This window comes from Scytonema hankhaensis NUACC26 (genome assembly GCF_045865695.1).
Lineage (GTDB): Bacteria > Cyanobacteriota > Cyanobacteriia > Cyanobacteriales > Nostocaceae > Scytonema.
This window is the reverse complement of sequence record NZ_BAACAP010000207.1, coordinates 34,075-60,969: the sequence shown is the minus strand read 5'-3', so window position 1 is coordinate 60,969 and position 26,895 is coordinate 34,075. Positions and strand designations below refer to the sequence as shown.

Annotated in this window: 28 protein-coding genes and 3 pseudogenes; 12 read left to right on the top strand and 19 right to left on the bottom strand. The window is 40.8% G+C overall.

All coding sequences use genetic code 11. The features are described from left to right. Window positions 1-28: 28 nt before the first annotated feature. Window positions 29-1,459, bottom strand: coding sequence for an NADP-dependent phosphogluconate dehydrogenase (gnd, locus tag ACKTT2_RS25510; RefSeq protein ID WP_407891789.1), 1,431 nt, complete (start codon window positions 1,457-1,459; stop codon window positions 29-31). 339 nt (window positions 1,460-1,798) lie between these two features. Between gnd and ACKTT2_RS25505 the strand changes: the two genes are divergently transcribed. Beyond that, window positions 1,799-2,572, top strand: coding sequence for a Ycf66 family protein (locus tag ACKTT2_RS25505; protein ID WP_407891787.1), 774 nt, complete (start codon window positions 1,799-1,801; stop codon window positions 2,570-2,572). A 54-nt stretch (window positions 2,573-2,626) separates the two neighbouring features. Here the strand turns inward: ACKTT2_RS25505 and ACKTT2_RS25500 are convergent, their stop codons facing one another. The 3 genes from ACKTT2_RS25500 to ACKTT2_RS25490 all read right to left on the bottom strand — a co-directional run bounded on the left by ACKTT2_RS25500 (window position 2,627) and on the right by ACKTT2_RS25490 (window position 4,449). Next, a complete protein-coding gene (locus ACKTT2_RS25500; RefSeq protein WP_407891785.1) occupies window positions 2,627-3,139 on the bottom strand; it encodes a type II toxin-antitoxin system VapC family toxin in 513 nt (170 codons plus the stop codon). An 8-nt stretch (window positions 3,140-3,147) separates the two neighbouring features. Next, complete coding sequence (locus ACKTT2_RS25495; RefSeq protein ID WP_407891783.1) at window positions 3,148-4,017, bottom strand: hypothetical protein; 870 nt, start codon at window positions 4,015-4,017, stop codon at window positions 3,148-3,150. Window positions 4,018-4,086: 69 nt separating this feature from the next. Beyond that, the gene (locus ACKTT2_RS25490; protein WP_407891781.1) at window positions 4,087-4,449 is read right to left on the bottom strand and encodes a DUF433 domain-containing protein; all 363 of its coding nucleotides are present in this window, start codon (window positions 4,447-4,449) and stop codon (window positions 4,087-4,089) included. Here ACKTT2_RS25490 and ACKTT2_RS25485 point away from each other — a divergent pair. Together ACKTT2_RS25485 and ACKTT2_RS25480 are read left to right on the top strand one after the other, a co-directional pair. Further along, window positions 4,425-5,405: pseudogene (locus tag ACKTT2_RS25485) on the top strand (nSTAND1 domain-containing NTPase); the annotation flags it as partial. The gene ACKTT2_RS25490 and the pseudogene ACKTT2_RS25485 sit on opposite strands and share 25 nt — an antisense overlap. After that, the gene (locus tag ACKTT2_RS25480) at window positions 5,382-6,362 is read left to right on the top strand and encodes a WD40 repeat domain-containing protein (RefSeq protein WP_407891833.1); all 981 of its coding nucleotides are present in this window, start codon (window positions 5,382-5,384) and stop codon (window positions 6,360-6,362) included. The pseudogene ACKTT2_RS25485 and the gene ACKTT2_RS25480, both read left to right, overlap by 24 nt. Before the next feature lie 363 nt (window positions 6,363-6,725). Here the strand turns inward: ACKTT2_RS25480 and ACKTT2_RS25475 are convergent, their stop codons facing one another. Both ACKTT2_RS25475 and ACKTT2_RS25470 read right to left on the bottom strand, forming a co-directional pair. Next, window positions 6,726-7,022 carry a hypothetical protein gene (locus tag ACKTT2_RS25475; protein ID WP_407891779.1) on the bottom strand — a complete coding sequence of 99 codons (297 nt, stop codon included), beginning with the start codon at window positions 7,020-7,022 and terminating at the stop codon, window positions 6,726-6,728. Between the two features lie 11 nt (window positions 7,023-7,033). Beyond that, entirely contained in the window at window positions 7,034-7,156 is a 123-nt protein-coding gene (locus ACKTT2_RS25470) for a hypothetical protein (protein ID WP_407891777.1), read from the bottom strand. Window positions 7,157-7,457: 301 nt separating this feature from the next. Here ACKTT2_RS25470 and ACKTT2_RS25465 point away from each other — a divergent pair, with 301 nt between their 5' ends. From ACKTT2_RS25465 to ileS, 5 genes are all read left to right on the top strand, one after another. Then, window positions 7,458-7,772, top strand: coding sequence for an NAD(P)-binding protein (locus tag ACKTT2_RS25465; RefSeq protein WP_407891775.1), 315 nt, complete (start codon window positions 7,458-7,460; stop codon window positions 7,770-7,772). A 15-nt stretch (window positions 7,773-7,787) separates the two neighbouring features. Beyond that, on the top strand, window positions 7,788-8,621 hold the full coding sequence (locus tag ACKTT2_RS25460; RefSeq protein WP_407891831.1) for an FAD-dependent monooxygenase: 834 nt from the start codon (window positions 7,788-7,790) through the stop codon (window positions 8,619-8,621). A 403-nt stretch (window positions 8,622-9,024) separates the two neighbouring features. After that, window positions 9,025-9,204 carry a DUF6888 family protein gene (locus ACKTT2_RS25455; RefSeq protein WP_407891773.1) on the top strand — a complete coding sequence of 60 codons (180 nt, stop codon included), beginning with the start codon at window positions 9,025-9,027 and terminating at the stop codon, window positions 9,202-9,204. After that, complete coding sequence (locus ACKTT2_RS25450; RefSeq protein WP_407891771.1) at window positions 9,204-9,398, top strand: DUF6887 family protein; 195 nt, start codon at window positions 9,204-9,206, stop codon at window positions 9,396-9,398. Before ACKTT2_RS25455 ends, ACKTT2_RS25450 begins: the two co-directional genes overlap by 1 nt. Window positions 9,399-9,466: 68 nt before the next feature. Then, entirely contained in the window at window positions 9,467-12,367 is a 2,901-nt protein-coding gene (gene ileS / locus ACKTT2_RS25445) for an isoleucine--tRNA ligase (protein ID WP_407891769.1), read from the top strand. A gap of 48 nt (window positions 12,368-12,415) precedes the next feature. Here ileS and ACKTT2_RS25440 read toward each other — a convergent pair whose 3' ends face one another. The 5 genes and pseudogenes from ACKTT2_RS25440 to ACKTT2_RS25420 form a co-directional block, all read right to left on the bottom strand. After that, window positions 12,416-12,832, bottom strand: coding sequence for a type II toxin-antitoxin system VapC family toxin (locus ACKTT2_RS25440; RefSeq protein ID WP_407891767.1), 417 nt, complete (start codon window positions 12,830-12,832; stop codon window positions 12,416-12,418). Further along, window positions 12,833-13,123, bottom strand: a complete 291-nt coding sequence (locus tag ACKTT2_RS25435) for a hypothetical protein (protein WP_407891829.1) — start codon at window positions 13,121-13,123, stop codon at window positions 12,833-12,835. 31 nt (window positions 13,124-13,154) lie between these two features. After that, window positions 13,155-13,262: pseudogene (locus ACKTT2_RS25430) on the bottom strand (UPF0175 family protein); the annotation flags it as partial. 2 nt (window positions 13,263-13,264) lie between these two features. Beyond that, the gene (locus ACKTT2_RS25425) at window positions 13,265-13,411 is read right to left on the bottom strand and encodes a hypothetical protein (protein WP_407891765.1); all 147 of its coding nucleotides are present in this window, start codon (window positions 13,409-13,411) and stop codon (window positions 13,265-13,267) included. 198 nt (window positions 13,412-13,609) lie between these two features. After that, window positions 13,610-14,548 (bottom strand): ParA family protein, encoded by a 939-nt coding sequence (locus ACKTT2_RS25420; protein ID WP_407891763.1) that lies wholly within the window; start codon window positions 14,546-14,548, stop codon window positions 13,610-13,612. A 708-nt stretch (window positions 14,549-15,256) separates the two neighbouring features. Here ACKTT2_RS25420 and ACKTT2_RS25415 point away from each other — a divergent pair. Both ACKTT2_RS25415 and ACKTT2_RS25410 read left to right on the top strand, forming a co-directional pair. Continuing rightward, a complete protein-coding gene (locus ACKTT2_RS25415) occupies window positions 15,257-17,266 on the top strand; it encodes an ATP-binding response regulator (protein ID WP_407891761.1) in 2,010 nt (669 codons plus the stop codon). Next, window positions 17,250-18,293 (top strand): S66 peptidase family protein, encoded by a 1,044-nt coding sequence (locus ACKTT2_RS25410; RefSeq protein WP_407891759.1) that lies wholly within the window; start codon window positions 17,250-17,252, stop codon window positions 18,291-18,293. The genes ACKTT2_RS25415 and ACKTT2_RS25410 overlap by 17 nt, the downstream gene beginning before the upstream one ends. An 87-nt stretch (window positions 18,294-18,380) precedes the next feature. Here the strand turns inward: ACKTT2_RS25410 and ACKTT2_RS25405 are convergent, their stop codons facing one another. From ACKTT2_RS25405 to ACKTT2_RS25385, 5 genes are all read right to left on the bottom strand, one after another. After that, a complete protein-coding gene (locus ACKTT2_RS25405) occupies window positions 18,381-18,629 on the bottom strand; it encodes a hypothetical protein (RefSeq protein ID WP_407891757.1) in 249 nt (82 codons plus the stop codon). 57 nt (window positions 18,630-18,686) lie between these two features. Next, window positions 18,687-18,884 carry an NblA/ycf18 family protein gene (locus tag ACKTT2_RS25400; protein WP_407891755.1) on the bottom strand — a complete coding sequence of 66 codons (198 nt, stop codon included), beginning with the start codon at window positions 18,882-18,884 and terminating at the stop codon, window positions 18,687-18,689. Window positions 18,885-19,120: 236 nt separating this feature from the next. Beyond that, window positions 19,121-19,429, bottom strand: a complete 309-nt coding sequence (locus ACKTT2_RS25395; protein WP_407891753.1) for a hypothetical protein — start codon at window positions 19,427-19,429, stop codon at window positions 19,121-19,123. 200 nt (window positions 19,430-19,629) lie between these two features. Continuing rightward, window positions 19,630-20,424 carry a tetratricopeptide repeat protein gene (locus tag ACKTT2_RS25390; protein WP_407891751.1) on the bottom strand — a complete coding sequence of 265 codons (795 nt, stop codon included), beginning with the start codon at window positions 20,422-20,424 and terminating at the stop codon, window positions 19,630-19,632. Beyond that, a complete protein-coding gene (locus ACKTT2_RS25385) occupies window positions 20,421-21,347 on the bottom strand; it encodes a ribonuclease D (protein ID WP_407891749.1) in 927 nt (308 codons plus the stop codon). The genes ACKTT2_RS25390 and ACKTT2_RS25385 overlap by 4 nt, the downstream gene beginning before the upstream one ends. Before the next feature lie 386 nt (window positions 21,348-21,733). Here ACKTT2_RS25385 and ACKTT2_RS25380 point away from each other — a divergent pair, with 386 nt between their 5' ends. Then, a complete protein-coding gene (locus tag ACKTT2_RS25380; RefSeq protein ID WP_407891747.1) occupies window positions 21,734-23,446 on the top strand; it encodes an HAD family hydrolase in 1,713 nt (570 codons plus the stop codon). Window positions 23,447-23,936: 490 nt separating this feature from the next. Here the strand turns inward: ACKTT2_RS25380 and ACKTT2_RS25375 are convergent. The 3 genes and pseudogenes from ACKTT2_RS25375 to ACKTT2_RS25365 all read right to left on the bottom strand — a co-directional run. Beyond that, window positions 23,937-24,958: pseudogene (locus ACKTT2_RS25375) on the bottom strand (GAF domain-containing sensor histidine kinase); the annotation flags it as partial. A 45-nt stretch (window positions 24,959-25,003) separates the two neighbouring features. Beyond that, window positions 25,004-25,387 carry a response regulator gene (locus ACKTT2_RS25370; RefSeq protein WP_407891745.1) on the bottom strand — a complete coding sequence of 128 codons (384 nt, stop codon included), beginning with the start codon at window positions 25,385-25,387 and terminating at the stop codon, window positions 25,004-25,006. A 43-nt stretch (window positions 25,388-25,430) separates the two neighbouring features. Continuing rightward, entirely contained in the window at window positions 25,431-25,625 is a 195-nt protein-coding gene (locus ACKTT2_RS25365) for a hypothetical protein (RefSeq protein ID WP_407891743.1), read from the bottom strand. A gap of 712 nt (window positions 25,626-26,337) precedes the next feature. On the opposite strand from ACKTT2_RS25365, the gene ACKTT2_RS25360 reads away from it, so the two are divergent. Next, window positions 26,338-26,895, top strand: coding sequence for an SRPBCC family protein (locus ACKTT2_RS25360; protein WP_407891827.1), 558 nt, complete (start codon window positions 26,338-26,340; stop codon window positions 26,893-26,895).

Here is a 26,895-nt window from a genome sequence, read left to right as displayed (position 1 = left end):
ATTTCATTCCTAAAAAACAGGTTGGAATTTAGCCGTTCTTTTCGGTAATGGGAACCCACTCAGTATGGAAAACACCGGGTTTATCCAAACGTTCGTAAGTATGTGCTCCGAAGTAGTCGCGTTGTGCTTGAGTCAGGTTTTGAGGTAGGCGATCGCGACGATAGCTATCAAAGTAATCCAAAGATGCACTGAATGCTGGTACTGGGATACCTAGTTTTGCTGCTGTTGCCAAAACATCCCGCCAAGCATTTTGCCTGTCAAGAATTGTCTGTTTAAATTCAGGCGCTAACAGCAGGTTGGGTAGAGATGAATTTTCGCCAAAAGCATTCTTGATTTTATTCAAAAATCCAGCCCGAATAATACAGCCACCCTTCCAAATCCGTGCCAATTCGCCCAGTTTCAAATTCCAGTTGTATGTTTGAGAAGCTTTCGATAGCAAAGCCATTCCTTGAGCGTAGGAACAGATTTTTGAGCAGTAAAGAGCATCACGAACTTTGTTAATAAACTCTTTACTATCGCCCTCATACTTACCTGTTGGACCTGTGAGGATCTTAGATGCTGCAATACGTTCTTGCTTGTAGGAAGACATGATTCGACCATTAACTGCGGCGGTAATAGTCGGAATGGCAACACCCAATTCCAAAGCAGTTTGTACTGTCCAACGTCCGGTTCCCTTTTGACCTGCTGAGTCAACAATCAAATCTACGAGAGGTAAATTTGTATCTGGGTCGATGTATGGGAAGATATTAGCAGTAATTTCAATCAAGAAAGAATTTAGTTCGTCGGTGGTATTCCACTCACTAAAAACTTCATGTAGTTGATTGTGATCCAGTCCAGCAGCATTCTTCAGCAAATCGTAGGCTTCTGCAATCAGCTGCATATCACCGTACTCAATGCCGTTATGCACCATCTTCACGTAGTGACCGGAACCACCGGGACCGACATAGGTTACACAAGCACCATCATCGACTTGAGCAGCAATTTTTGTAAAAATTGGCTCCAAATACTGGTAAGAGCTTTGTGTCCCTCCCGGCATGAGAGAAGGACCGTTGAGCGCTCCTTCTTCACCACCACTGACACCCATCCCAATGAATCGAAAACCAGCAGGTTCCAATTCTTGAGTGCGTCGATCTGTATCCTCAAACCAAGAGTTGCCACCGTCGATGATGATGTCGCCTTCGTCTAGCAACGGTTTAAGCTGACCAATCACTGCGTCTACAGGTTTACCAGCTTGAACCATAATCAAAATTCGTCTAGGACGTTCCAAGGCAGCTACGAACTCTTCCAGAGTAAACGCGGCTTTGACGTTTCTTCCGTTAGCACGTTCCGCCATGAACTTATCGGTCTTGTCGCGCGAGCGGTTGTAAACTGCGATTGGAAAGCCGTTTCGCTCAACGTTTAAAGCGATGTTTTCTCCCATTACGGCTAGACCAATCACACCAAAGCTTTGCTGTGTCATAAATTTTTTGGCTAACTCTTGCAGATTCTCTTTATCTTTAGGTTAGTCCGAGATTTTCGCTTCTCTCCTAAAGAAGACATTAAGACTTCCCAAACAGGGTCAAAATACACAAAGATACAAACAATTAATTTTAATTTGTATCTATCTCAACACTTTTCGGAAAAATTTTGCAAAAGTGGGGATTGGGGATTGGCGATTAGGGATTGGGGATTGGGAAGAAAAAGTATAATATCTTTGCTCCCAGTCCTCATTGCCCCTTATCCCCAGAGGGGGCCCCGAGTTCCCCAGTCCCTAGTCCCCAGTCCCAATCCCTAGTCAAAAGAAAGGAGTAACTACAAGATGCTGGCACACGTCCTAGCGCTGACAGTCGGTTTGGGTAGTATAGCGCTTTATTTAGCAGCTTTCTTCTTCCCAGAAATCCACCGTAAGAATGATTTTATATGGAGTGGTGTAGGGCTGTTCTACGCCTTAGTTTTATGGATATTTGCACCACGCATTACAGGAGGTCTTTTGCTGGGTCATGTGGCTAGTGTCGCTCTTTTGGGGTGGTTTGGCTGGCAAACTCTCTCATTGCGCCGTCAATTGATGCCTACGGCTCAACAAACCCAAGTACCAAGTGCTGAAGAGGTCAAAGCGAATCTTCAAAGCTCGGTTTCTCAGAATTCACTACAAGAACGGCTCGCCCCGTTGCAACAGTGGTTTAACCGTACCTTCTCTCGTCCAAAGGATAAGGTTCAACACACTGGGGTAACTAAAACTTCTGAAACTCCAAAAGCTACAGTATCTCCTACAGCAACACCAACGGTTGAAATTATCGACCAACGCAACGCAGCACCCCAACCTACCACTGACACTGAAACCACAACTCCAACATCAGAACAACCAACAGAAGCCGACATTCCGGTTGAATCGGAAGCAAAAACCAAGCTAGCTACAGAACCAATTCCACCAAATCCCCCGTCTTGGCAATTGGTAGAAGCGGCTCAAGAAAATACTGAGGATAAAACATCGCCTCTTCCTATCGCAGAAGTGGCTCCCGATGCTGAACTTGCTCCTCCTGCTGAAGCACCTCCCGAACAACTTCCACCAAATCCTCCAACTCAGGGTTCGTAAGTAGCAAATGTTGCTAGCTAGAGGCGATCGCGTTACTCAAAATGGCGATCGCCTCTAATTTTGTTCGGATTTTCGTAATGGAATTTTAGATGCTATTGGATTTAAACAATACTCTACTGTTAAATCTTCCCATTTCACAGCGTCCACTTTATATCTCTTGTGGTCACTGTCGCTTGTTGCAATTATTGTATGTTTTCCGGTTTCTAAGCTTAAAACTATTGAATGTGCTGCCAAAATAACATCAATATCAATTTTTTCTTTGTGTGCAGTTGGTTGACCAGTTTTTCTTGCCCATACCCATAACTCTGCTGCTTTCCTCATTACCTCTGTTGTTAATGGAGCATAGGCTAACCCTAGTTCTCCTAACCTATCTAGCCTTTCAACGCCATCTGAACCGCTGAGAATGAGTTCGCGGCGAAGTTCATAATCTATGATTTCTGGTACTGCCACTAAAATTTTATTTTTTACTAATTCTTGAATCAATCTTCTACATTTTATTGCTGTTGAGTTTTTCCTCGGGTTTGTAATTAATCCTAAAGGACTGGAATCTAGAAGTACAATGGTCATCTAAATAATTATCTATCTTTAAACCGATTTTCAAGGATTTTAAAAGCTTCCTCTTGATCTCGCAATTCTTCTTCTGTTCTAGGGTCTAAAGTATCAAGAAGGTGAATTCTTTTTTGACTTTCTTCTAGAAGTTTTTCAAAAGACATATTTCCAATAATTAAACGCTGGTTATTCCTTAGTTTCTCATACTTATCAACTTCCCATAAAATAGCTTTTCCTATATTCGTTATTTTTTTGAAAATTGTATTAGATTTTTCTCCGTTAATCTTTAAACTAGGTAGTAATTCAACTGCTGTTTTTGCTACTTCTTTTATATTCATCACTTCTTTATATTTTGCCCCACGAGAATATTTTTCTAAAGTATCTAATAGTTTGAGTAATCCTTTATAATACTTCTTAGCGACATTTTCTATATCTACATTTGAATTTTGCGATTTCTTTTGAGAGAATTCTACTATCTCTTGAAATAATAGTGCAGCTTTTAGCGTTTCTTTTCTCCATCCAAAAAAATCTATACTCTCTTGAAGTTTTTCTAATGATTTGTTGTTGATAACATCACCATATTTACTGATTAAGTTATTTAGCTTTTTGTAAATGTTATCTATCTGTGATGCTCTAATCTTAATTTGATTTTTAATATCAAGATTTTCTACTAATAAATCTTGTTCTTGGATTTTCTTAAGAGATTTTGAAAAAATCAAAAAGTCTTTTTTAAGATTTTCATATATAAAATCGCTATCTTGAAAACGAAAATTGAATTCTATTTTTTCAATAAAATCTTCTAAATTATTTTCTTGAGATTTAGTTTCTTCTCGAGCATTCTTAATTAATTGGTTCTTAAGAAACTCTGTATCTTTTTCAAGTTCTAACAAAGACATAGTTTAAATTACTCCTTACATTATTTTGTATTTTAAAAAGTAGCTTCTTGATTATAGTTCATCATCTCTTTACCTTTGCTGGTTACGCCGAGCGTGGAAGCGCTCGCGTATCCCAACCGGGTTGAAACGCTTCTCAGTTTCCTGACGAACCTCAGTTGCACGGTTTTGGCGTTCTACAAGATACTTATCAACTTCAGATCTGTGGCGTAAATAGTAACCAATTACAGAATAGACATCTGAAAGCTGAAGTGATGGATACTGTTCCACAACTTCTTCTGCTGTAGCACCCTCAAGGAAAGCTGTAACAACTGTAGCAAGTGTTACATGAGTTTTACCAACACGGATAATACCATGAGCATCCGTTACAAATGGAATAGGATGGTCCTTCTGGTAGCGGCAAATCTTCGGTGGTGTTTGCCGGACTACTTCCACAGTTGCGAAGTGAAGGAATTTGGCTGATTGAATCTTTCCGTCCTGGTAATCAACCATTTTATCAGCTTGCTTCGGCATTAGTGCGTCAATTAGAACCAGGAATCGGTGAAACTGAAAAATTGCGCTCGGCGGTTGGACTAGCAGTAGATATACAGCAGGGTAAAGTGACTTTGCAGCAGGTGGTGTCTCGCATTAGAGAACGTAACTCAGATAAACGTCTTCTATTGTTTGTAGATCAATTTGAAGAACTCTACACCCTTTGCCAGAAGGAAGAACAAGAACGCTTTGCTGATACGTTACTGGAAGCTATCCATCATCAAAGTATCACACTGGTCTTCACTTTACGAGCTGACTTCTACGGCTATGTCCTCTCCTACCGTCCATTTAGTGATGCATTGCAGGAGTTTACACCCCTACTACTGAGTTCCATGAATCGGGAGGAACTTCAAGCAGCGATCGCTTTACCTGCACAAAAGCTGGAAGTGCAATTTGAAGCACAATTACAAGAGCGAATTTTGGATGATGTGGGACTTGAACCAGGTAATTTACCACAGTTGGAATTTGCTCTTACGCGATTGTGGTCAAAGCAGCAAAACTGATTGTTAACTCATCAAGCATATGATGAGATTGGCGGTGTGAAAAAGGCATTAGCTAATCATGCTCAGCAGGTTTATAGTCAACTAGGTGCAAAAGAGCAAAAGCATGCACAGCGGATTTTTGTACAATTAGTGCGTCCGGGGCAAGGAACAGAGGATACTCGGCGGTTGGCTATACGCAAAGAAGTCGGGGAAGAGAATTGGGGATTAGTAAGTTACTTAGCAGGATGTCAAGCCCGTTTAGTTGTTACGGGACGCGATGACAAGTCAGGAGAAGACACGGTGGAGGTTGTCCATGAAGCACTGATTCAGGAATGGATAACTCTGCGAGAGTGGATGAATGCTAATCGTCAGTTTCGCGTTTGGCAGGAACGGCTGAAAGTAGCATTGCTTGAGTGGAAAAATAGCAATCATGATTCTGGGGCGTTATTGCGAGGTGTGCCGTTAACTGTAGCAGAAGATTGGTTGCACAAACGCTCACATGAAATGATGCAGGAGGAGCAAGACTTTATTCAGGCTGGCACAAGTCAACGGGATCGTGATAAGCAAGAACAGGATCGCCGCAGGCAAAGGACAATTATTGGACTCAGTAGCTTCTGTGCGATCGCTCTAATTATAGCAGGCGTCGCTGGTGTGGGCTGGTGGAGAGCCGCAATACGTGAAATTAATTCTCTTACTCTTACTTCAGATACGCTATTGAACTTAGATGGACGAAAAGCTTTAAAAGCAAGTTTAAAAGCTGTTGTGCAAATGCAACATACACCCTTGGTAGATGCTGATACCCGTAGACAGGTAGAACTGGCATTACTGGATACAGTTGACAATGTCGCCGCACCGAATACCTTAGGAGGACACGCAAAAGCTGTTAATAGCGTCAGCTTCAGACCGGATGGCAAAATCCTGGCTTCAGCAAGTGATGACAACACGGTGAAATTGTGGGATACCGCCACAGGCAAAGAAATCAAAACCCTGACTGGGTATACAAACTGGGTTAATGGCGTCAGCTTCAGCCCGGATGGTAAAATCCTGGCAACGGCAAGTGGTGACAACACGGTGAAACTGTGGGATACCGCCACAGGCAAAGAAATTAAAACCTTGACTGGGCATACAAACGGAGTTTGGAGCGTCAGTTTCAGCCCAGATGGCAAAATTCTGGCTTCAGCAAGTCATGACAACACCGTGAGACTGTGGAGATTGGATTTTAATTCTTTACTTAGGGAAGGGTGCGCGTTCATAGGTGAGTATTTCAAGACTAATCTCAAAGATGCCGATGCTAGTGAAATTGGCAATATGTGCGATAGCGTACAAAATCGGTAGGAAGCTCGGATTCCTTAGTTGTGAGAAATCCGGCATACCAACTTATAACCGAGTGCTGGTAAAATCCCATAAATCTGGCTATGATACTTAATTCCAACCCCCCTTCTGCACCCTAACTGTCACATACAAAAAACTCCCCAAAAAATAGTACAAAATAACTAAGTCAAGAAAAGAGTTTAATCAAACTGTTGAGAAATGATAGCATTAAAATCTACTGGTGTTTAGACTAGTGAGCGATGGGAAAACGCCGCCAGTAAAGTCGCCAAACTTCCTCTAAGGTGGGCATTTCTTCTCCAATCCATGTCAACTATTCGTTTTAATTAATTATAGAAACAAGAGATTCTTTTGCAGTGTGTTTGTATTTTATATAATACAGTTTTGGGAATCTTCTAGCGGGAAGGGAGTAATCTTTAAACTAGGCAGTAATTCAACTGCTGTTTTTACTACTTCTTTTATATTCATCACTTCTTTATGTTTTGCTCCACGAGAATGTTTTTCTAAAGCGTCTAATAGTTTTAGCAATCCTTTATAATACTTCTTAACAGTATTTTCTAAATCTATATTTGAATTTTGCAATTTCTCTTGAGATAATTCTACTCGCCAATGGTCTAACAAACCCAAAGGTACCAAGTAGCTGAAAAAGTTAAAACGAACCTTCAAAACTCAGTTTCTCAGTTATCAGTACATGAACGACTGACCTCCGAACCTTCAAAAGCGGCTGTATCTTCTACAACACCAACGGTTGAAATTCTTGACCAACGCAACGCGATCGCACAACAGCTTACCATTGACACTGAAAACTGCCTGTGAATGTGAACGCGTTTGCTTTCCTTTCTTTTATGCAGGCGAGCGCTTGTGGGCAAGTATTGCAAGCTTTACTCTAGAGGAGTTAAAATTATAAATCAATATCCAACACGTACTTGAAGTCGATTGGTGCATTCAGAAAATTTTCTGATTCGCTCTCACCAAGCGCACAAGGGAAGAAATGGGCTTTTGCCCTGCCGTGATGCTTCCTTATCGGTTGTAGCGTATAAGAAGATTTCTCTATTGAAAATAACTTGGTGTCCCCAATGCACTTTTTAGGAGGCTGAAAGCATGAGCGTGAATATAGCGATTATCGGGGGTGGCATTGGTGGCTTGGCGACTGCGATCGCCCTGCTCAATTCGGGATTCAACGTGCAAGTTTACGAGCAGGCAAAGGCTTTGCAACCCGTTGGTGCGGGTCTGACCTTAAGTCCAAATGGATTAAATAGCCTCGATGCTATTCAACCGGGAATTGTTAAATTATTGAAACAGGCAGGCAGTCAACTCAATCACCTTGCTCTCAAGCGCAGCACTGGAGAAACGATCGCGTCAAAGTCAATGACGCTCATGCAGCAATACGGGCAACCCATGTTAAACATTCAATAGTTTCGTCTACAAGCCATTCTTGCATCAGTACTGCCACCCGATATTATTCATCTCAATCATTGCTGTGTCGGTTTTGAACAGCAGGACAACAGGATCGAAATTTATTTCAAAAACAGAGAAGCCGTACTATCGGATTTGCTAATCGGAGCAGACGGAACTAACTCTGTGGTCAGGCAGACACTCATCAGCGACAGTTTGCCAAACTATGCAAATCGTATGTCTTGGCGTGCCGTCATTCAGTATAACCACGATCTCTTGTCTCCGAACGCATCAACCTTAATAACAGCACCCGATGGTAAAAATTTTTTGCTGATTGATGTCGGTGAGGGTTACACCTTCTGGAGCGCTGGTGCGCTATCAGCAGACGATTTTGTACATCAATCGGCTACAAATCCTAAGATTCGTGTTCTAGAACGATTTGCAAATTGGGCAGAACCTGTAGAAGCGATCGTTGAGGCAACTCCCGTTGACGCGATCGTGGAGCGACCGATTTACGATCTCACTCCATTAGACAGTTGGAGCAAGGGCAAAGTCACGCTGTTGGGGGATGCTGCTCATGCCGTTGTACCATCTCTGGGACAGGGGGCAAACATGGCGTTTGAGGATGCCTACCAACTAGCAGAGTGCCTTAAAGCTTCACCCGACAACATAGAAACGGCGCTTCATGCTTATGAGAACAGTCGCATTCCCCGGACAAAAGTTATTTACGAACGCAGTGCATTTGAAGGGAACCGCTCCTATCAACCTGATAGTGAAGTTACACTCCGGGAAATGGTGAAACCCTCTCAGATGAAACAAGATGAATTTGAAGCATGGCTCTACGACTATAAACCGTCTGTAAACCGTTAGAAGCATATTAAATAAGCACTATCACAACAGTATGGGAGGGGTAGAAATTAAGTTACAGTTACCAGCCTGTCTCCGTCTTTAATAATTGGTGCTATTGCTCTGTTGGCTGTTGGGGGATTTTTCGCTTTCAAACTGCAAAGAAGCGGGTTTACTCAAAACCGACCAAATCAATCTCTCTTACCAAAGTAAGGAACGCTAGATGGAGAAGTTTTTTGCTAAAAGCTTTATATATTACGATCGCACAGATTTCCATTGTATAATGGTATCTGAAAATTGAGGAGTTTGTCAAGCAAAACTTGAGCCAAGGCTAATTTATAAAGTCAATTTTAATAAACGGTTTATCCTGCCACAAGCAGGAATCATTTTTTTGGAAAAAAAGCTTACAGTATAAGGAGTTGGAGATTTGCCCACAGAAAAACAATCAGTTATTTGTATATTTGTCTGCCAGATGCTTTCAAATGCTTTTCAACCGATTAACGTCTTCCGTTACGATCGGAAACTCAAAACTTTATATATTCAAGCTGGAGTAAATGACAATCTGGCAATAGTTATTGACCAAAATGGAGAATGGGAGTTTATCTAATGCCTAATTTTAAGGAAATGAGCGTTGCTGAGTTAAAAGAATATCTTTCAGCTCATAGAGATGACGATGAAGCATTTAGCGAAGCTTTGAGTGAGTTAATGACTCGTAATCGTGGTGCAGTTCGCTATCCAGCGAATTTACCTTTGGAAGATGTGGGAAGAATTATTCAAGAAAAGTTGAATCAAGTAGACTAGTTGAAGATCTAAGAAATTCTCGCTGATATCATAGTGAGAACACCACTCTATTTACTCAATTCAGCACTGTGACAGAACCTGGAAGCTACAAAGACACTGTAAACTTACCTAAGACCAACTTCGATATGCGGGCAAACGCTATCAAGCGGGAACCTGAAATCCAAAAGTTTTGGGAAGAGAATAAGATTTATGAACGCCTGTCTGAAGAAAATCCAGGCGACTTATTTATACTGCATGACGGACCGCCCTATGCTAACGGTTCCCTGCATATCGGTCACGCTTTAAATAAAATTCTTAAAGACATTATTAATCGCTACCAACTGTTGCGCGGTCGTAAAGCTCGTTACGTACCGGGTTGGGACTGTCACGGTTTGCCTATTGAACTGAAAGTTTTGCAGAATATGAAGCAAGCAGAACGGCAAAACTTAACGTCTTTACAACTGCGTCACAAAGCAAAGGAATTTGCTCTGTCTACAGTTGACGAACAACGGGAAAGTTTCAAACGATACGGAGTTTGGGGGGATTGGGAACATCCCTATCTTACGCTCAAGCCGGAATATGAAGCGGCTCAAGTTGGTGTTTTCGGTCAGATGGTACTCAAGGGCTACATCTATCGGGGATTAAAACCAGTACACTGGAGTCCTAGTTCTAAAACAGCTTTGGCGGAAGCTGAGTTGGAATATCCCGAAGGTCACACTTCGCGGAGTATCTACGCTGCTTTCAAAATGACAAGTTTGTCGGAAGCAGTGAAACCAGTTTTGGGTGAGTTTTTGCCTGAGTTAGCTGTCGCTATCTGGACAACCACGCCTTGGACAATTCCAGGTAACTTGGCTGTTGCACTCAATCCAGAACTTAATTACACCGTGGTGGAAGTGTCGCGGGACGCAAAGGAACAAAGCAATGTTGCAACTTTAGGTGAGGCAAATTTCAAATATCTCATTGTTGCGGTGGATTTGGTGGAACGTCTCTCTACAGTCCTTGAGGCGCAATTAACCGTAAAAGCAACAGTCAAAGGAAAAGATTTAGAACATTCTACCTACCGTCATCCTCTCTTCGATCGCGAAAGCCCGATAGTTATCGGTGGAGATTATGTTACCACTGACTCCGGTACTGGATTGGTACATACTGCCCCCGGTCACGGTCAAGAAGATTACATGGTAGGTCAACGGTATGGTTTGCCTATCCTAGCACCTGTAGATGATAACGGGAATTTTACCAAGGAAGCGGGAGAGTTTGCAGGGTTAAATGTTTTAGGGGATGGGAACCAAGCAATTATTGATGCGCTGACTGCGGCTGGTTCTTTGCTGAAGGAGGAAGCTTACGTCCACAAGTATCCCTACGATTGGCGGACTAAGAAACCTACTATTTTTCGGGCTACAGAACAGTGGTTTGCTTCGGTGGAAGGATTTAGGGATGAAGCCCTCAAAGCGATCGCATCTGTAAGATGGATTCCAGCCCAAGGAGAAAATCGCATCACCCCAATGGTAGCGGAACGTTCTGATTGGTGTATCTCCCGTCAGCGCAGCTGGGGTGTACCGATCCCCGTATTCTATGATGAAGAAACGGGAGAACCTTTGTTGAATGAAGAAACCATCTCTCACGTCCAAGCTATTTTTGCCGAAAAAGGGTCTGATGCTTGGTGGGAAATGTCAGTAGAGGAGTTGTTACCAGAAAAATATCGCAACAACGGTCGGTCTTATCGGAAAGGGACTGACACCATGGATGTATGGTTTGACTCTGGTTCTTCTTGGGCAGCTGTGGCAGAACAGCGATGGCAATTGCGCTATCCTGTTGATATGTATCTGGAAGGTTCAGACCAACATCGCGGTTGGTTTCAATCGAGTTTGCTTACAAGTGTAGCGGTCAACGATTGTGCTCCTTATAAAACCGTATTGACTCACGGTTTTGTCTTGGACGAACAAGGTCGTAAAATGAGTAAATCACTGGGTAATGTGGTAGATCCAGCTACTGTCATCTTGGGAGGCAAAGACCAGAAGAAAGAACCGGGTTACGGTGCTGATGTTGTGCGATTATGGGTTTCTTCTGTAGATTACTCTGCCGATGTCCGCTTGGGTAATAATATCATCAAGCAACTAGCAGATATTCGTAACAAGATTCGCAATACAGCGCGGTTCTTACTGGGTAATTTGCACGATTTCGATCCAGACAAAGATGCAGTACCGTTGGAAAAATTGCCTTCTCTCGACCGCTATATGCTGCATCGCATCACAGAAGTTTTTCAGGAAGTGACGGAAGCCTTTGATAGTTTCCAGTTTTTCCGCTTTTTCCAAACCGTGCAAAATTTTTGCGTGGTGGATTTGTCTAACTTCTATTTGGATGTCGCAAAAGATAGGCTGTATATCAGTGCGCCCAATGTATTCCGTCGCCGTAGCTGTCAAACAGTACTGAGAATTGCCTTAGAAAATTTAGCACGTGCGATCGCTCCCGTATTGTGTCATATGGCGGAGGATATTTGGCAGTACCTCCCCTATAAAACACCTTACAAATCCGTATTTGAAGCTGGTTGGGTGGAGTTAGAGGAAGGATGGAAAAATCCAGAATTAGCAGCATCCTGGCAACAATTGCGACAACTCCGCAATGACGTTAATAAGGTGTTAGAAGAAGCTAGGGTAGCCAAAACCATTGGTTCTTCCTTGGAAGCCAAGGTATTGCTATATATAATAGACGAGCAGTTACTACTTGCTGTAACAGCCCTGAATGCTAGCCAGAATGGCATAGATGAGTTACGCTATTTGTTTCTAACTTCTCAGGTAGATTTATTAGATTCTCCAGAAACAGCTCAAAGCTTGAAGTACAATCTGCAGTCAGATGCATGGATTTTAGGTGTAGCTGATGCAGATGGGCATAAATGCGATCGATGTTGGAACTACTCCACTCGTGTAGGAGAATTTACCGAACATCCTCTCATTTGCGAACGTTGTGTTTCAGCTTTAGCAGGGGAATTTTAAGAAGTTTGCCCTCACCCTAACCCTCTCCCAAGGGGAGAGGGAAATCCCTCAATCAACAATAATCAACTCCACACCGCACCTTGTAGCCGCCTCTGCTAATCGAGTATCAAGTGTTGCCAATGGTAATCCTAACCGCAGTGCTAATTCTAAGTAAGCTACGTCATAAGCTGCTAAATTTTCTTGTCGTCCAATCCCCAGGGTTGCACCCAAGGCGTTTGCATCTGTTGCTGTATCAACTTGAATTAACAGTGATTGTAACAGAACAACAGCTTCTGATGATTGCTGAGTCGTCATGCGATTGCGTCGTTCAGCCACTAGCAGCACGTTCGCAATCTCCAGCGACCAAATTCCCGGTACAAATGCCTCAGAATCCGGCATCATAGCTAGTATGGCATTAGCAGTGGAGTTATTCTCATCCACCAAACACCAGCTAATTGCTACAGAACAATCCAACACAAACTGCATTTAAAATCTTCGCCCTTCTTCTATCATGGAGCTAATTGACGTTTTGTCCAACGCAACTTCTCGCTGCAACTGTTGCATTCTAATAATTGCATCACTTATTGATTGTTTCGTTGTGGACTTTCCCCAAGCGTTATAACGCGGTTGAGTGTCTTCTAATGGTGCAACTTCTTCATCCGGTAACGGTTGTACAACCACCACTACCTCAACAGAAGTATCTTTTAAATCAGTGGGCGTTTGGATTTGCAATACACCATCTGCTCCAATATGCGCTCGTAATTTCATTGTTTCCATATCCACCAGCTTCAATAACAATATAGTTGTTTCAGGTATTGGCATTATTCACATCTTGTTCTAATTCTTCAGTTGTTAATGCAAAGGGCGATACTTGATATTGTCCTAATAAAAGTAGAAATTGTACTCGCGATATTCCGGCTAATTGAGCGGCACGCCCTGATGATAATTTGCCAAGTTCAAATAATTTGACTGCTGTAAAATTTGCAGTTCTTTAGCAATCGTTTGCGGTGTTTCTTTAAGGCTGATTAATACTTCTTCAGGTATTTCAAGTTGAACTGTACTCATAGTTAAAATGTGATGAAAGATGACAATTGTAGCTGAAGGGTCTGTAAGCCCCGGAGGGAGAAGGGCTAGGTTTAGGGTGGGCAATACCCACCATTATCACGTTGTAGGGCATAGCACCACAAAATTCGCTAATTTTAGAGCGGAAAGGGAGTACCCTGCCTTCCCCCGGAGGGAGAAGGGCTAGGGATGAGGGTAATCTTAAGTTGTGGCAAATTGCAAGTTACCTTGTTGCTGGTTTTCTACTTTAGCTTTTTCCAACTTTTGCAATAACTCTTGAGTAAGTTGAATAAACGCTTTTGAACCTGCTGATTGAGGAGTGTGTAAGACAGCTGGCATAAAAGTATCAACAGCCTTAGCCACATTTACATCAGTTGGTATTTGTGTTTGGCAAACTTTTGCATCGCCAAAATCTTGATGAACCCGTTGTATAACTTGTTTATAATACCTGCCACTGAGAAAATTAGCGTTGGACATTGTAAAGACAATTCCCAGCATTTGTATACCTATATTTGCTTCCTGTTCGTGGCTTTCTTTTAACTGGGCAATGCGCCGTTCTAGCAATTGAATACCCACTATAGATAAGGGTTCTGGTTTAGCAGGAAGTATGTAGAAGTTACTGGTAGCTAAAGCACTACGAGTTAAAAGATTATATCCAGGAGCACAATCTAAGAGAATAAAATCATATTCTTGAAGAACAGGTTCTAAAACTTTTCCTAGTAGGACTCTTTCAAAACGATTCCAAATATTTTCAAAGTCATTCTCACCTAAGTTAACTGCTTGCTGATGCAACATTTCGGAGACGACAAATTCATCGTACAGGTCGATATCTCCTGGTAATAAGTCCAACCCTGGAAGATTGCAAACCTGAGATTGAATAATATCTTGAATTGTCAATTTCGATCTTTGTGATGGACTGATAATTTGGTCGAGTAAATACCTCAGTGTCCGTTTTTGCTTTCGGAGCTTGGCAAAGTCCACAGGCGACATCAGGCTGAGTGTAGCACTGATTTGACTATCCAAGTCCAGAACCAGCACTCGCTTACCATAGTTTTTGGTCAAGCAAGTTGCCATATTGACTGTAAGAGTGGTTTTACCAACGCCGCCCTTCATATTTGCAGTAGCAATGATATGTCCCATTTGTTGTTTCCTCTAATAGCACATCAGCCCTATTTGTACCCGCGTTATCTTTTGCCTTATTATTAATCGGGCATTCTTCGCGATTTTACAGTAACGTAAATATTTCATTTTTTTTATTTATTTTTTCACTATGGCTCCGCAACTCGTTTTTCAAACAAAGTAAGTCAGCATTATAGCAGCATCTGGTATATTATTGTGCGATCGCCAATCTATAGGACTCCTCCGCAGATTTTTGAAATACACGTAGGTAGGGAAGACAGCCCACCAGTAGTATCATATGGTGGGCTGTCTTCCCTACCTACAGTACTGAGATTTGTTCACAAATCAGATAGGATTGCTATATCCAATTTAGAAAAGGGAATAAATACTTAAATATACTTTATAAAGTAAATATTAAGATTTTCCTGTAGTTTGTCTTATAAGTTCTAATGAGTAAGTTTGCTCAGATCTCCGACATCTTTAAGATGTCGGAGATCTTACAAAGATCTTGTAGCCTCACTAAATAATATAGCTTTACTTTTAGTTACATCATTTATTATGTATCCAAGGCAAATGTAAAAAATTGATCGCACATCAAAAATTTTAGAAGAACAATTTAGGATGGAGAGTATAACTTTTAATATGGAGGTTACCGGAGGAACCTCATTAGGCGTCAGCACCCTGCACGCTTCGTGACAGGGCTTCATCTTAACAAATGACGAATGACAAATGACAAAGGACAAAGATTCTACTGATAAGGGTGCGATCTTGATTGTCGATGACACACCCACTAATTTAGAAATACTGTTTGATTTACTATCCAACTCTGGATTTACGGTTTTAATTGCTGAAGATGGTGAGAGTGCGATTGAACGAGCGGAGTATGCTCCACCAGATCTCATTCTCTTAGACATTCTAATGCCTGGAATGGATGGTTTTGAAACTTGCCGTCGTTTAAAAGCTAATTCATCAACAAAAGATATTCCTATAATTTTTATGACTGCACTGTCTGAAGTACTAGACAAAGTGAAAGGTTTAAGCCTTGGTGCAGTGGACTACATCACTAAACCTCTCATGCATGAAGAGGTTTTAGCCCGGATCGAACTTCATTTAAGATTGCGGAATCTAACGAAGACACTTCAGCAGCAAAATTTGCGTTTAGAAGAGGAAATTTCTGAGCGAAAACAAGCAGAACAGAAAATTCAAGAACAAGCAGCTTTATTAGATATCACCACAGACGCAATTCTTGTTCGAGGTTTAAACAACGAAATTCATTATTGGAACAATGGTGCAGAACAGTTATATGGTTGGACAGCAGCAGAAGCAATAGGTAAAAATGCTAATGCGCTTCTCTATCGAGTAGAAACTTTACCTCAACTTTCAGAAATTCAAAAAAAGCTAACTGACATTGGCACGTGGCAAGGTGAATTAAATCAAGTTAATAAAGACAGGCAACACATTGTTGTTGCTAGCCGATGGACGCTAATCCGCAATAAAAATGGGCAACCCAAATCAATTCTTGTTGTGAACACCAACATTACAGAGAAAAAACAACTCGAAAGCCAACTATTACGCGCACAAAGACTAGAAAGTATTGGAACACTTGCAGGTGGCATTGCTCACGACCTGAATAATATATTTACTCCCATCTTAGCTTCAGCACAACTGCTACAAATTAAACTCCCTAAAATTGATGAGCGGGATCGGCAAGTCCTAAAAATTATCGAAAGTAACACTAAACGAGGTGCTGCTTTGGTTAAACAAGTGCTGCAATTTGCAAGGGGAGTTGAAGGCAAGCGTACAATTGTACAAATTGGCTCTTTGTTCTTAGAAATTGAGCAGATTGTTCGAGAAACGTTTCCTAAATCTATTGCATTTTCTACAACTGTAAAACCAGATCTTTGGGCGGTTTTTGGAGATGCAACACACCTGCATCAAGTCCTGATGAACTTAATTGTAAACGCTCGTGATGCCATGCAGGACGGAGGTATTCTCAGCCTTCACGCTGAAAACAGATTGATCGACGAACATTATACACGTGTTAATTTGGAAGCAAATATTGGACCTTATGTGGTAATTTCAGTAACTGACACAGGCATCGGAATGTCATCAGAAACTATAGATAGAATATTCGAGCCTTTTTTTACTACAAAAGAGTTTGGCAAAGGCACAGGGTTAGGTCTTTCGACAGTAAGGGGTATCATTAAAAGTCATAATGGTTTTATCACTGTAGATAGTAAGGTTGGAGAAGGAACTGAATTTCAGATATTCTTACCCGCAGTAGCAATCACTGCAACCCCACTTGTAGAGGATCTCGAACTACCAAAAGGAAATGGAGAATTGATTCTCGTTGTAGATGACGAAGTAAATATTTTAGAAACTACAAAAATCTCATTAGAAGCTTATAATTACAAAGTGTTAACAGCTAGTAATGGGATAGATGCGATCGCACTTTATGCCCAACATAAACATGAAATCAACTTGGTGCTAGTAGATATGATGATGCCATTAATGGATGGTGCAGTCACTATTCGCACAATACAAAAACTAAATTCAAATGCTTTGATTGTTGCTGTTAGTGGCTTAGCAGGCGATAAATTAGCAGGAACTAGTGGAGTGAAGGCATTTATTTCCAAACCTTACATGGCTGAAGATTTATTGCAGACTCTACATAACGTTCTTTGTCATAAATCGAGAAACTCGATGTCATACCAAAACTCCTATGATAGATCGCCGTAACTTTCTAATTGGACTAGCTGCAAGTTCTTCGGTATTAGCTTCTCCGTTAAAATTGGGGAGAGCAGCTAGTCAACCACTGTTAAAACCCAAACGCTTACAACCCGGATCTGTCGTGGGAATAGTTAGCCCTGCTGGTGCTACATTTGTTCGCGAACAACTCTCTATTGTTATAGATGCAGTTAAAGCTTTAGGATTAGTTCCCAAGCTCGCACCTCACGTTTTAGAACGGTATGGTTATTTAGCAGGGAAAGACAAAGACCGTGCTGCTGACATCAATCAATTTTTTGGCGATCCTTCCATAGCAGCTATTTTGCCAATTCGCGGCGGATGGGGATGCAGCCGAATGTTACCTTATCTAGATTACAATCTCATTCGCAAAAATCCCAAGATCGTAGTGGGTTTCAGCGATATCACATCATTAATTCTAGGGGTGAATGCCAAAACTAATCTCGTGACATTTCACGGTCCCAACGGGCTAAGTTCTTGGAGAACGACTCAAACAGATTGTTTTCGTCGCGTTTTATTTAATGGAGAAACCGTCACCTTTAAAAATGAAAAAGATGGCGGCGATTCTGACCGTTTGATGCAGGTTAAGTACCGAGTTCAAACTATTTCTTCTGGGAAAGCTAAAGGTAAGCTGATTGGGGGTAACCTTTCCGTTTTATCAGCAATTGTTGGCTCTCCTTATGTACCCAATCTCAATGGTGCTATTTTATTTTTAGAAGATTTGAACGAAAATGTATATCGTATAGATCGGATGATGACTCAGTTAAAAATAGCGGGTTTATTTGATAAACTAGCCGGTTTTGTTTTTGGGCAATGTTCCGATTGTTTGCCTGATGCTGACTATGGCTCTTTGACTTTTGAAGAGGTTTTGTGGGATCATATTAAACCTCTAGGGATTCCCGCATGGTCAGGTGCTGCGATCGGACATCTTGAAAATGTACTGACATTGCCTCTTGGTTTAGATGTAGAAATAGACACCGATGCTGGAACAATTCGGATGTTAGAACCTGCTGTTCAGTGACCAGTAGGCATTGGCATTGCCCACCATTTATTCTGATAATTCATACTCACACCTTGCATTAGTTCTTAGAGGACTTTTAGACATCCTCTAAACTATAACTTGATATGTGAGAGCAGAATCAGAAAGTGCAAATTGCTTAAGTTGCTCTCTTATTCTTGCTGGAAGGGAATTAAAAGCACTTCCCCGCCACCCCTTTGTATCTTGATATTCTAGGTACCCACAATACATATCTTTTTTATGAATGTGCCATCCCCAGTTTGCTGGAATCACTTCATATCCACTTAAAGTTTGTGTTAGGTAGAGTGTTATTTCGTCAAGTTTTTGTTGCATTTTCATAGCTGTTTACCTTTTTCATGAATTTAACTTACTTCTTGAACACAAAGCGCGGGCGCTTTATATCATCATTTGGTCTGTATCAATTCCCCAGTCTTGCTTTAGCAAAGTTTTGTACATATTTTCCTTGAGCATCATGTGCTCTTGCAGCTCGACTAGAAAATCCTGTGCTTGTTCGCGAGACATCTGCCGTACATAATCTCCAAAGATTCTCAGGTTAAATTGTTGCTCTAGAGATAGTTCCATCGACTGATTCATCTTTGACCTGCCTTTTTAATTTTTTTTACATATCTCAATACTTATATTTTGATAATAGTCAGTCTTATCATCATAATGACCTGTCTAGAGGTTTAAACTATATGCAATCTTAAGGATGATTATCGGGTAAAAATTTTGTCTGCGGGAATATATACCAATCCTAGGAAGCAAGCCTCATGTGAATTTCTCTAATTTTTGACTGAGCCGTCGTTGCACCAAGATGCATAAGTTATGCATCATTGCCCATGCAGTAACAAAAGTTGAACGAGGTAAATTGCGTCGTAAAGTCCTTGTCCTACCTGCTTTATTTCATCAAAAGATGTATGTGAGACAATCGCTTCTGATGAAGTACTAACTAAAACTTCTCCCACTTGTCCTAAAGAACCAACGACTGGGTATGCCAAAATTACAGGCACTTGCCATACCTCACCTGTTACAAAAAGTTTAGCTTGGTCAGCAGTAAAGCGATCGCTTAAGTAATCGCTGATGAACTCGTTAACTAAAGCTTGTGCTTGTTGAGCAGTTACTTGAGGAATAGTTCGCATTCAAAATTTTTTAAATCTAACAAACTGGTGTTCATATCCTAGCACTTTGCCTCTTTGCGTTTGTAATGTCCTAAGAGGTTGTTTTTAAAGTAGTTGGTTGTGATTTCAGGTACTTATCGATCCCCCCTAGCCCCCCTTGAAAAGGGGGGAACTAAAAGCTTTTGAAAAAGGGGGGAACTAAAAGCAAAGTACTGACTTACTTATTGTCCAAGCTCTTTGATATTATTCATCACTTCTTGATACAACTGCTGATTGTTTTGTTTTTCAAAAATTTTTGCTGCTCGTTGTAAGTCAGCCATAGCACCCTCTTTATCTCCCAATGCGGCGCGAGCATTACCTCGATTATTATATGCTGCTGCAAAGTTGGGAGCTATGCGAATAGCTTCGTCGTAGTCTGCAACTGCTCCTTCTCTATCTCCTAAAATCGTGCGGGCGTTTCCTCGGTTACTATATGCAACAGCATATTTGGAATTGAGGCGAATGGCTTCACTGTAATCGTCTACTGCTGCATTTCTATTTCCATCTGCGGCTCTAGCGTTGCCTCGATTATTGTATGCTTCAGCATAGTTGGGATTAATACGAATTGCTTGATTGTAATCTGTAATCGCCTGTTGTGTTGCTCCCTCTGCTAGATAAACATTTCCCCTATTGTTATAAGCTTGTGCATCATTAGAATTTATTTGCAATGCTTGGTCATAATCTGCGATCGCTTGCTGTCTATTTCCTAACTTAAAGTAGGCAAGCCCTCGCTTATTGTAAGCTTCTCCATAATTAGGATTCAGACCGATCGCTTTATTATATGCAGCGATCGCTCCTTGGAAATCTCCTTTTGTTTGCCTATACTGACCCTGAGTATAAAAGTCTCTAGCACTAGAGGGTCTAGCCACTGAACGCAAGACAGGACGAGATTGAATATCTGTTACAAAGACATCTTTGGTCTTATTACAAGCAACAATTGCCACAGACACAAATACAGCTAGCAACAGATTTTTCATTCTTCATCTTGTCCTTCATCGTTGTCTTGATTTTTAGAGGCGAGTTTCCAATAAGTTTTTTTATCAAATTCTACTGACAATTGTTCTAAGTTTTCTCCTAAGTCTTTTTGTAATTTTTGAGTCAGTGTAATGGGAAAATCAAAATCCACATCTTGATTTTGTACCAACTGTACCAGCTCCATAAACGCGACTTTTACAGTTGTGCGTTCGTAAGAAGACAGCTTAAAATATGGGGTTTCAGATACATTTTGCAATTGCATGGCTTTTTTGATGCGCTCCTGCAAATGCTCGTACTCTGAATTGAGCACCTTCCACTGTTCTTCAATTTCCGCGTATCTTGCATTCAGAACTGCTATATTTTCCGTAGCTGGTTCTGGATTAATTTCTTTGTTTAATTCTATCAAATTTAAATGGACTTGAGCAAGATAAATACAGTCTAAATAAGCATAATCAATTTGTTCTTCAGTTAAAGGTCGCCTTCCCCAATCACTTTTCTGTTCTTGTTTTTCTACATTCTGAAAATTACAAAGTTCTTCAGCTAACGTTTTTAGTTGATAGTTAGGGACTGGTAAAGCATAATAGGGAATTTGTTTTGCTAATTCTAAAGTACAAGTAATATTTTTTGCTTTCTTACCACCTAAAAATTTTAAATCGTAGCTAGCATTATGAAAAATTTTTTCAATTTTGGAATCAATCACGACCTTGTCGATAAACTCAGCAACAGTGTGAGGCTGGTTGAGGACATCCAAAATAAAAGTGCGATCGCCACTTAAATCTGTTGGATTGTCCAATACTTGAATCAGCGACAATCTAGGATTGCGAGTATTGTACTCAGCAACTTCTGTATCAATCCACAAAGTGTCAGCTTTTGTGTATTCAGCAATAAGAGAACGAATCATACTTTCTGAAGTCACGTATGGCATTTGTAATTTTTCCTTATTATGAGGATGTGTGAAAAGTTTTGGGCGAATATAATTCGCTACTATACAAATTAAGTCCACCTCCGTGGACTAATACAAAATCAAGGATTCGCTAACCTGCACCAGGCAGGTTTTGTCTGTGTAGCCGCGATTACGAACATCGCCAAGGCTGTATTGCTAGATTTTTCAAACAACCTCTTAGAGATAACAGTAAATTCAGTTATAACTCTCCAAGTTACCATACAAATCAGGGATGTTACAGATACAGGGTTTCACGATCGCACTAATGATTGAAGAATATTTATTTCCTAGGCTGGATTCTTTCAAACTCAGACTCAAGTCATTTTATGTATGTACTCAATATGTTTTAAATCTACTTGCAACTAACTATGCGCTACTTTGTCTTAGCCACTGACTACGATGGTACGCTAGCAACTGACGGTCGCGTGAGCGATGAAACTATAGAAGCTTTAAAACGCCTGCGCCTTTCTGGTAGAAAACTGATATTAGTGACAGGGCGCGAACTGGAAGATTTGCAGCGTGCATTTTCAGAATTGGATTTATTTGATTGCGTAGTGGTAGAAAATGGCGCTTTGTTATACTCTCCTGCTTCGCGTCAGGAGAAACTATTAGGCTCAAAACCGCCCGAAGAGTTTGTCAAAGCATTACGCGATCGCAAGGTTGACCCTTTGTCAGTTGGTCGAGTCATTGTTGCCACTTGGCATCCCAACGAAACAACAGTACTGCAAACAATTCGCGAGTTGGGGTTAGAATTGCAAGTCATTTTTAACAAAGGTGCAGTCATGGTACTGCCTTCCGGGATTAACAAAGCCGCAGGACTAAACGCGGCTTTAGATGAATTGAAGTTATCACCGCATAATGTTGTTGGTGTGGGGGATGCGGAAAACGATCATGCTTTCTTAGAACTGTGCGAGTGTTCTGTTGCTGTTGCGAACGCTTTGCCTATGGTAAAAGAGCGAGTCGATTTTGTCACCGAAAACAGTCGCGGTGCTGGTGTCGTCGAACTAATCGACCAATTACTGGCTTCAGATTTAGCTGAAGTAGATACTCAAAGGGAAAAACACAGTATTTTATTGGGTACGAGAGAAGATGGTTCTCTCGTTAATATAAAGACATATGGATCGAGTCTCTTACTAGCTGGTACTTCTGGTGGTGGAAAATCGACCTTGGCAACCGCTATACTAGAACGCATTGCTGAGCAAAATTATCAATTCTGTATCATTGACCCTGAAGGCGATTACGAAAACTTTGAAGATGTAGTTATTTTGGGCGATGCTAACAGAGCACCGAGCATACAAGAAGTTCTAGATCTACTAGAGCAACCGCACCAAAATACAATTATTAACTTACTAGGTATTGCTCTAGCAGATCGACCTGCATTTTTTGCCGAACTGTTACCCCAATTACAGGAATTAAGAGCACGCACTGGTCGTCCTCATTGGATAGTAGCAGATGAAGCTCATCACCTCATGCCTGCTTCTTGGAATCCTGCTTCTCTGACACTTCCTCAACAACTTGATTGCATGATGTTTATAACCGTCCATCCCGATCAAATGTCTCCTGCAGCATTGTCTTTGGTTGATGCCATGATTACTGTAGGTTTATCACCTGAGAAAAACATCGAGCAATTCTGTTCAATAGTGGGTCATTGTCCCCCACAACTTGCTCCTCAAAAACTCGAACCAGGAGAGGCGATCGCATGGTTCCGCGAATCAGACACCGAACCCTTCCGTTTCCGCATCACTCCCGGACATACAGAACGCCGCCGTCATGTACGCAAATATGCTCAAGGACAATTGGGAGAAGATAAAAGCTTTTACTTTGTAGGAGCAGAAGGCAAACTCAATCTCCGCGCTCAAAACTTAATTTTGTTCACCCAAATTGCTGAAGGAGTTGATGACGAAACCTGGCTGTATCACCTCAAGCAAGGAGATTATTCTCGTTGGTTTCAAGAAGCAATTAAGGATGACTCTCTAGCAGAGGAAGCCGCAAAGATAGAGAAGACTGCTAATGGTTCCGCCAGTGAAAGCCGTGCTGCCATCAAAGCCGCAATTGAACAGCGTTACACGCTACCAGCGTAACTAAAAGACGACCTACCACTACCGCGATCGTCCGTATCATCCATACGGGCTTCGCCATTATTATAAATAGTCACAATATCCTCCGATTGCTTTTATGTTGTTTACCAGCTCCACAACTTAACGAAGATGACAGCCTAAAACATCTAGCATAAGAGTTATTTTTGACTAACTCCCCGGCGTAAACTTATATCTTATTAAATTATAAATAACAACAACAACAACAGCGTAGCTGATATGAAGTTTTATCACTACGCTGTTTTCACATCTATACAAAAGAATATTTTAAATCTATAATGTAAACAACGAATTGAGGATAAGTAAGGATGAAAGTCCAAAAAGGTATCCTCCCAGAGAGCAACCGTCCGGTTTGGATGGTGCTAGATGATGAATATTTGCCGATTGAACCAATCCAAAAATACCTGCATTATCTGGACAGTGTGGGACGGAGTCCAAACACGATTCAGACTTATGCTCACAACCTTAAACTATTCTGGGGAAGGTTTGCATCTAATTCAAATAAGAGTTCTAAACCTTTTGAAACTGCACGTAAATGCAGCATTCGTTGTAAGTTATCTAGCAGGTGATGTAAATCAAAAGAACTGAGATTGAGTGTTATCCTACCTGCTTCAATTTTGAACATTTCCAAAATATTATTAATTAAGTTAAGCAGGTGTTCTCCCCCACGATTAATGATATCCAGATTTTGCAGGTTTTCTTGCGATAATGTACGATCGCGGCTCATCAATTGGGTAAAGCCAAGAATAGCATTGAGCGGTGTTCGCAGTTCGTGACTCATATTAGCTAGAAATTCACTTTTGGCATGATTGGCAGTGTCAGCCGCGAGCGCAGCTTGTTGCAATGCTGTTGATTGTTGTTGAGTTTTTGCCAGTAATTCTGCTTGCTGTAGTGCTACTCCCAATTGATTGCCTATTTGCACAACAACATTAATTTCTCCTGTTTTCCAATTACGAGAACTGGAATTTTGATAGTTTGCAAGAAGTCCCCAAGTTGCTCGCCACAAAATATTGGAATGGTAACATAAGCCTTAGCTTGAAAACGTTCCAAAAGGTTAATGTAACACGAGTCAAAGTTAGCTTTGTATATATCGGGAACGCACAAACAACTTGTACCTCGTCTGTAAACCCCACCTTGGGTTTCTTGCATATAAGTATCTAAAACTTGGTTATCTTGACTGTTAAATAACTGAACAATACAACGTTCGTTTTCTAAAGCGTTGTTCGTTTGAGCAGGGTTATTTTTATGTTCTTCAATGATAGACACCCAGCTTTTGCCTACAGACTCAGCGATAAATTCTCCACTCCAATCTGGATTAAAACGGTACACAACAACGCGATCGCAATTAAGCACTTGCCGCAATTCTTGTGTTGTAGCAGCAAAAATCTTTTTCAGATCTAACGATTGCCGCATACTTTGAGTTACCTGGAATATGGCTTTTTCTCTTTCTGCACTTTCCCTTAATTCAACTTCTGCACGTTCGCGAGATTGAATTTCATTTTGTAATTGAGCGTTTTGCTGTTTTAGCTTTTTCTGCCATTTTTAGGTATGAATTTGATTTTCTGTACGCAATAAAATTTCTTCTCTTGTAGTTGGTTGTGTAATATAATCAAAAATACCTAATCTTAAGTATTTTAATTTTTCCCGATTATCATTTTGAATATGAACCAAAATTATGGGAATATCTTGAGTTTTCTCATCAGCTCTTAATTGTTGGCAAATTGTATAACTCTTTGTCTCCGGTAGGGTAATGTGTAACACAATCAAATCCGGTAGCTCCAAAAGAGTATCATCAAGCATTTGTTGTTGAAAGCCGATTCTTTGAACTCTATAATCTTTATGGACAAGGATGTTAAATAGCTCATCGATCTGTTCTACGCGATCGTCAAAAAATAAAATTTTTGTATCTCGAACATCCTTTTCCATAAAATTAAGTTTTTCCTTTTCTGATGCTATTAAAAAAATCTAATTAAAACCGCCACCAAATCTTCTGCACGTAACTGAGAATACCCATAGCGACTGCACCTAAAAGCAACAGCCAGATAATCCCTCCAGGAAGAAAAGTAATCGCACCAAAACCTCTCAAAACCCAGATAGCGATCGCAATACCAAGAAAAACGCCAATAGATTGGTTTAACCTGCGATTTAGTTTAGACGAATTCATTTCGAGTTCTCCTGTATCAGAAGCTTACTTTTGTTGTAACTTGGTTTTTTATTTTATCTTGATAAGATTTTACAAATCCTAAAAGACTCATAAAGCGTACAGTATTATAGGAATCATAAATGATTTATGAAAATTTTTAAGTGCTATAGGGTAGGCATTGCCCACCAAAAGCTTATATGGTAGGTATTGCCCAACGCCACTCCTCCAATCGCGGGGAGACCCGCACGCGAGGGTGGCTCCCCTACGTATAATTCAAAAATCAAGTAGGATTCCTATATATAAATCATCTTAAACAATATTTCAGTATTTACACTGAATACAATTGCGGAAGAGTTGTGAACAATTTAAGAAGTATTTGGTGTCCGAAAAATATAGAGCTATACGCTAGCTTTTCAAGTTAGGAAGCTCACCAGCGTTCCCTAGATTGACAGTCTAGGTGAACTGGTGAATTTTGACCTGTTTTGTTGGTGTCTGGAGGATCTGAAGCTAAGAGGAAAATCAATTATATGAACTGAGAATGCTAAAAATCTTAATGTTAGCGATAAGAAGAGGCCAGTTTTTATGAAGTTTTGGTAATAAAAGCAAATATGTGACTATTTCCGGAAAACTTGTATATTGGATTGGAACTAAAATTGGCATATTTGACTCGATTGAGTTCAATATCCAGTAAAACCTTATAGTAATGGATGTGTGAGGAATGATTAAAAGTAATATGAGTGCATCGTTGATATCGCACACTGTTAATACTGGTTCAAGTATGGTTTGGAATCAAGACCAACAAAGATTATTGATGCAAGGCGAAATTTTGGTACAGACAAGCTCCCATACAGCATGGGGCGGTGCTGTGACCGCTACAATGTACGTGCCACTGGTGCGATCGCAAGTTTGGCAGCAAATCACGGATTATCCCCGTTGGGTACAATATTTTCCCGATGTTACCAAAAGTGAAGTCCTACAACGAGGAGAAGTCAAACGTCTGTATCAAGCGGCACAAAAAGCTTTCTTATTTTTTACGGCTCAAGTAGAAATATATCTTAACGTTGTAGAAGAAATTGGGCAAAGGATACAATTCCGGTTGGAAGAAGGAACATTTCATGATTTTACAGCTAATTTAGAGCTAAAAGATTGTGGCAATGGCACTTTACTAACCTATGGAGTAGCAGCAACTCCAACCCTACCCGTACCATCAATTTTTATACAACAAGCAATGAACTTTGAATTGCCAACGAATATGCGTAAAATGCGACAAGTGCTTTGTAAGGGTCAGTGA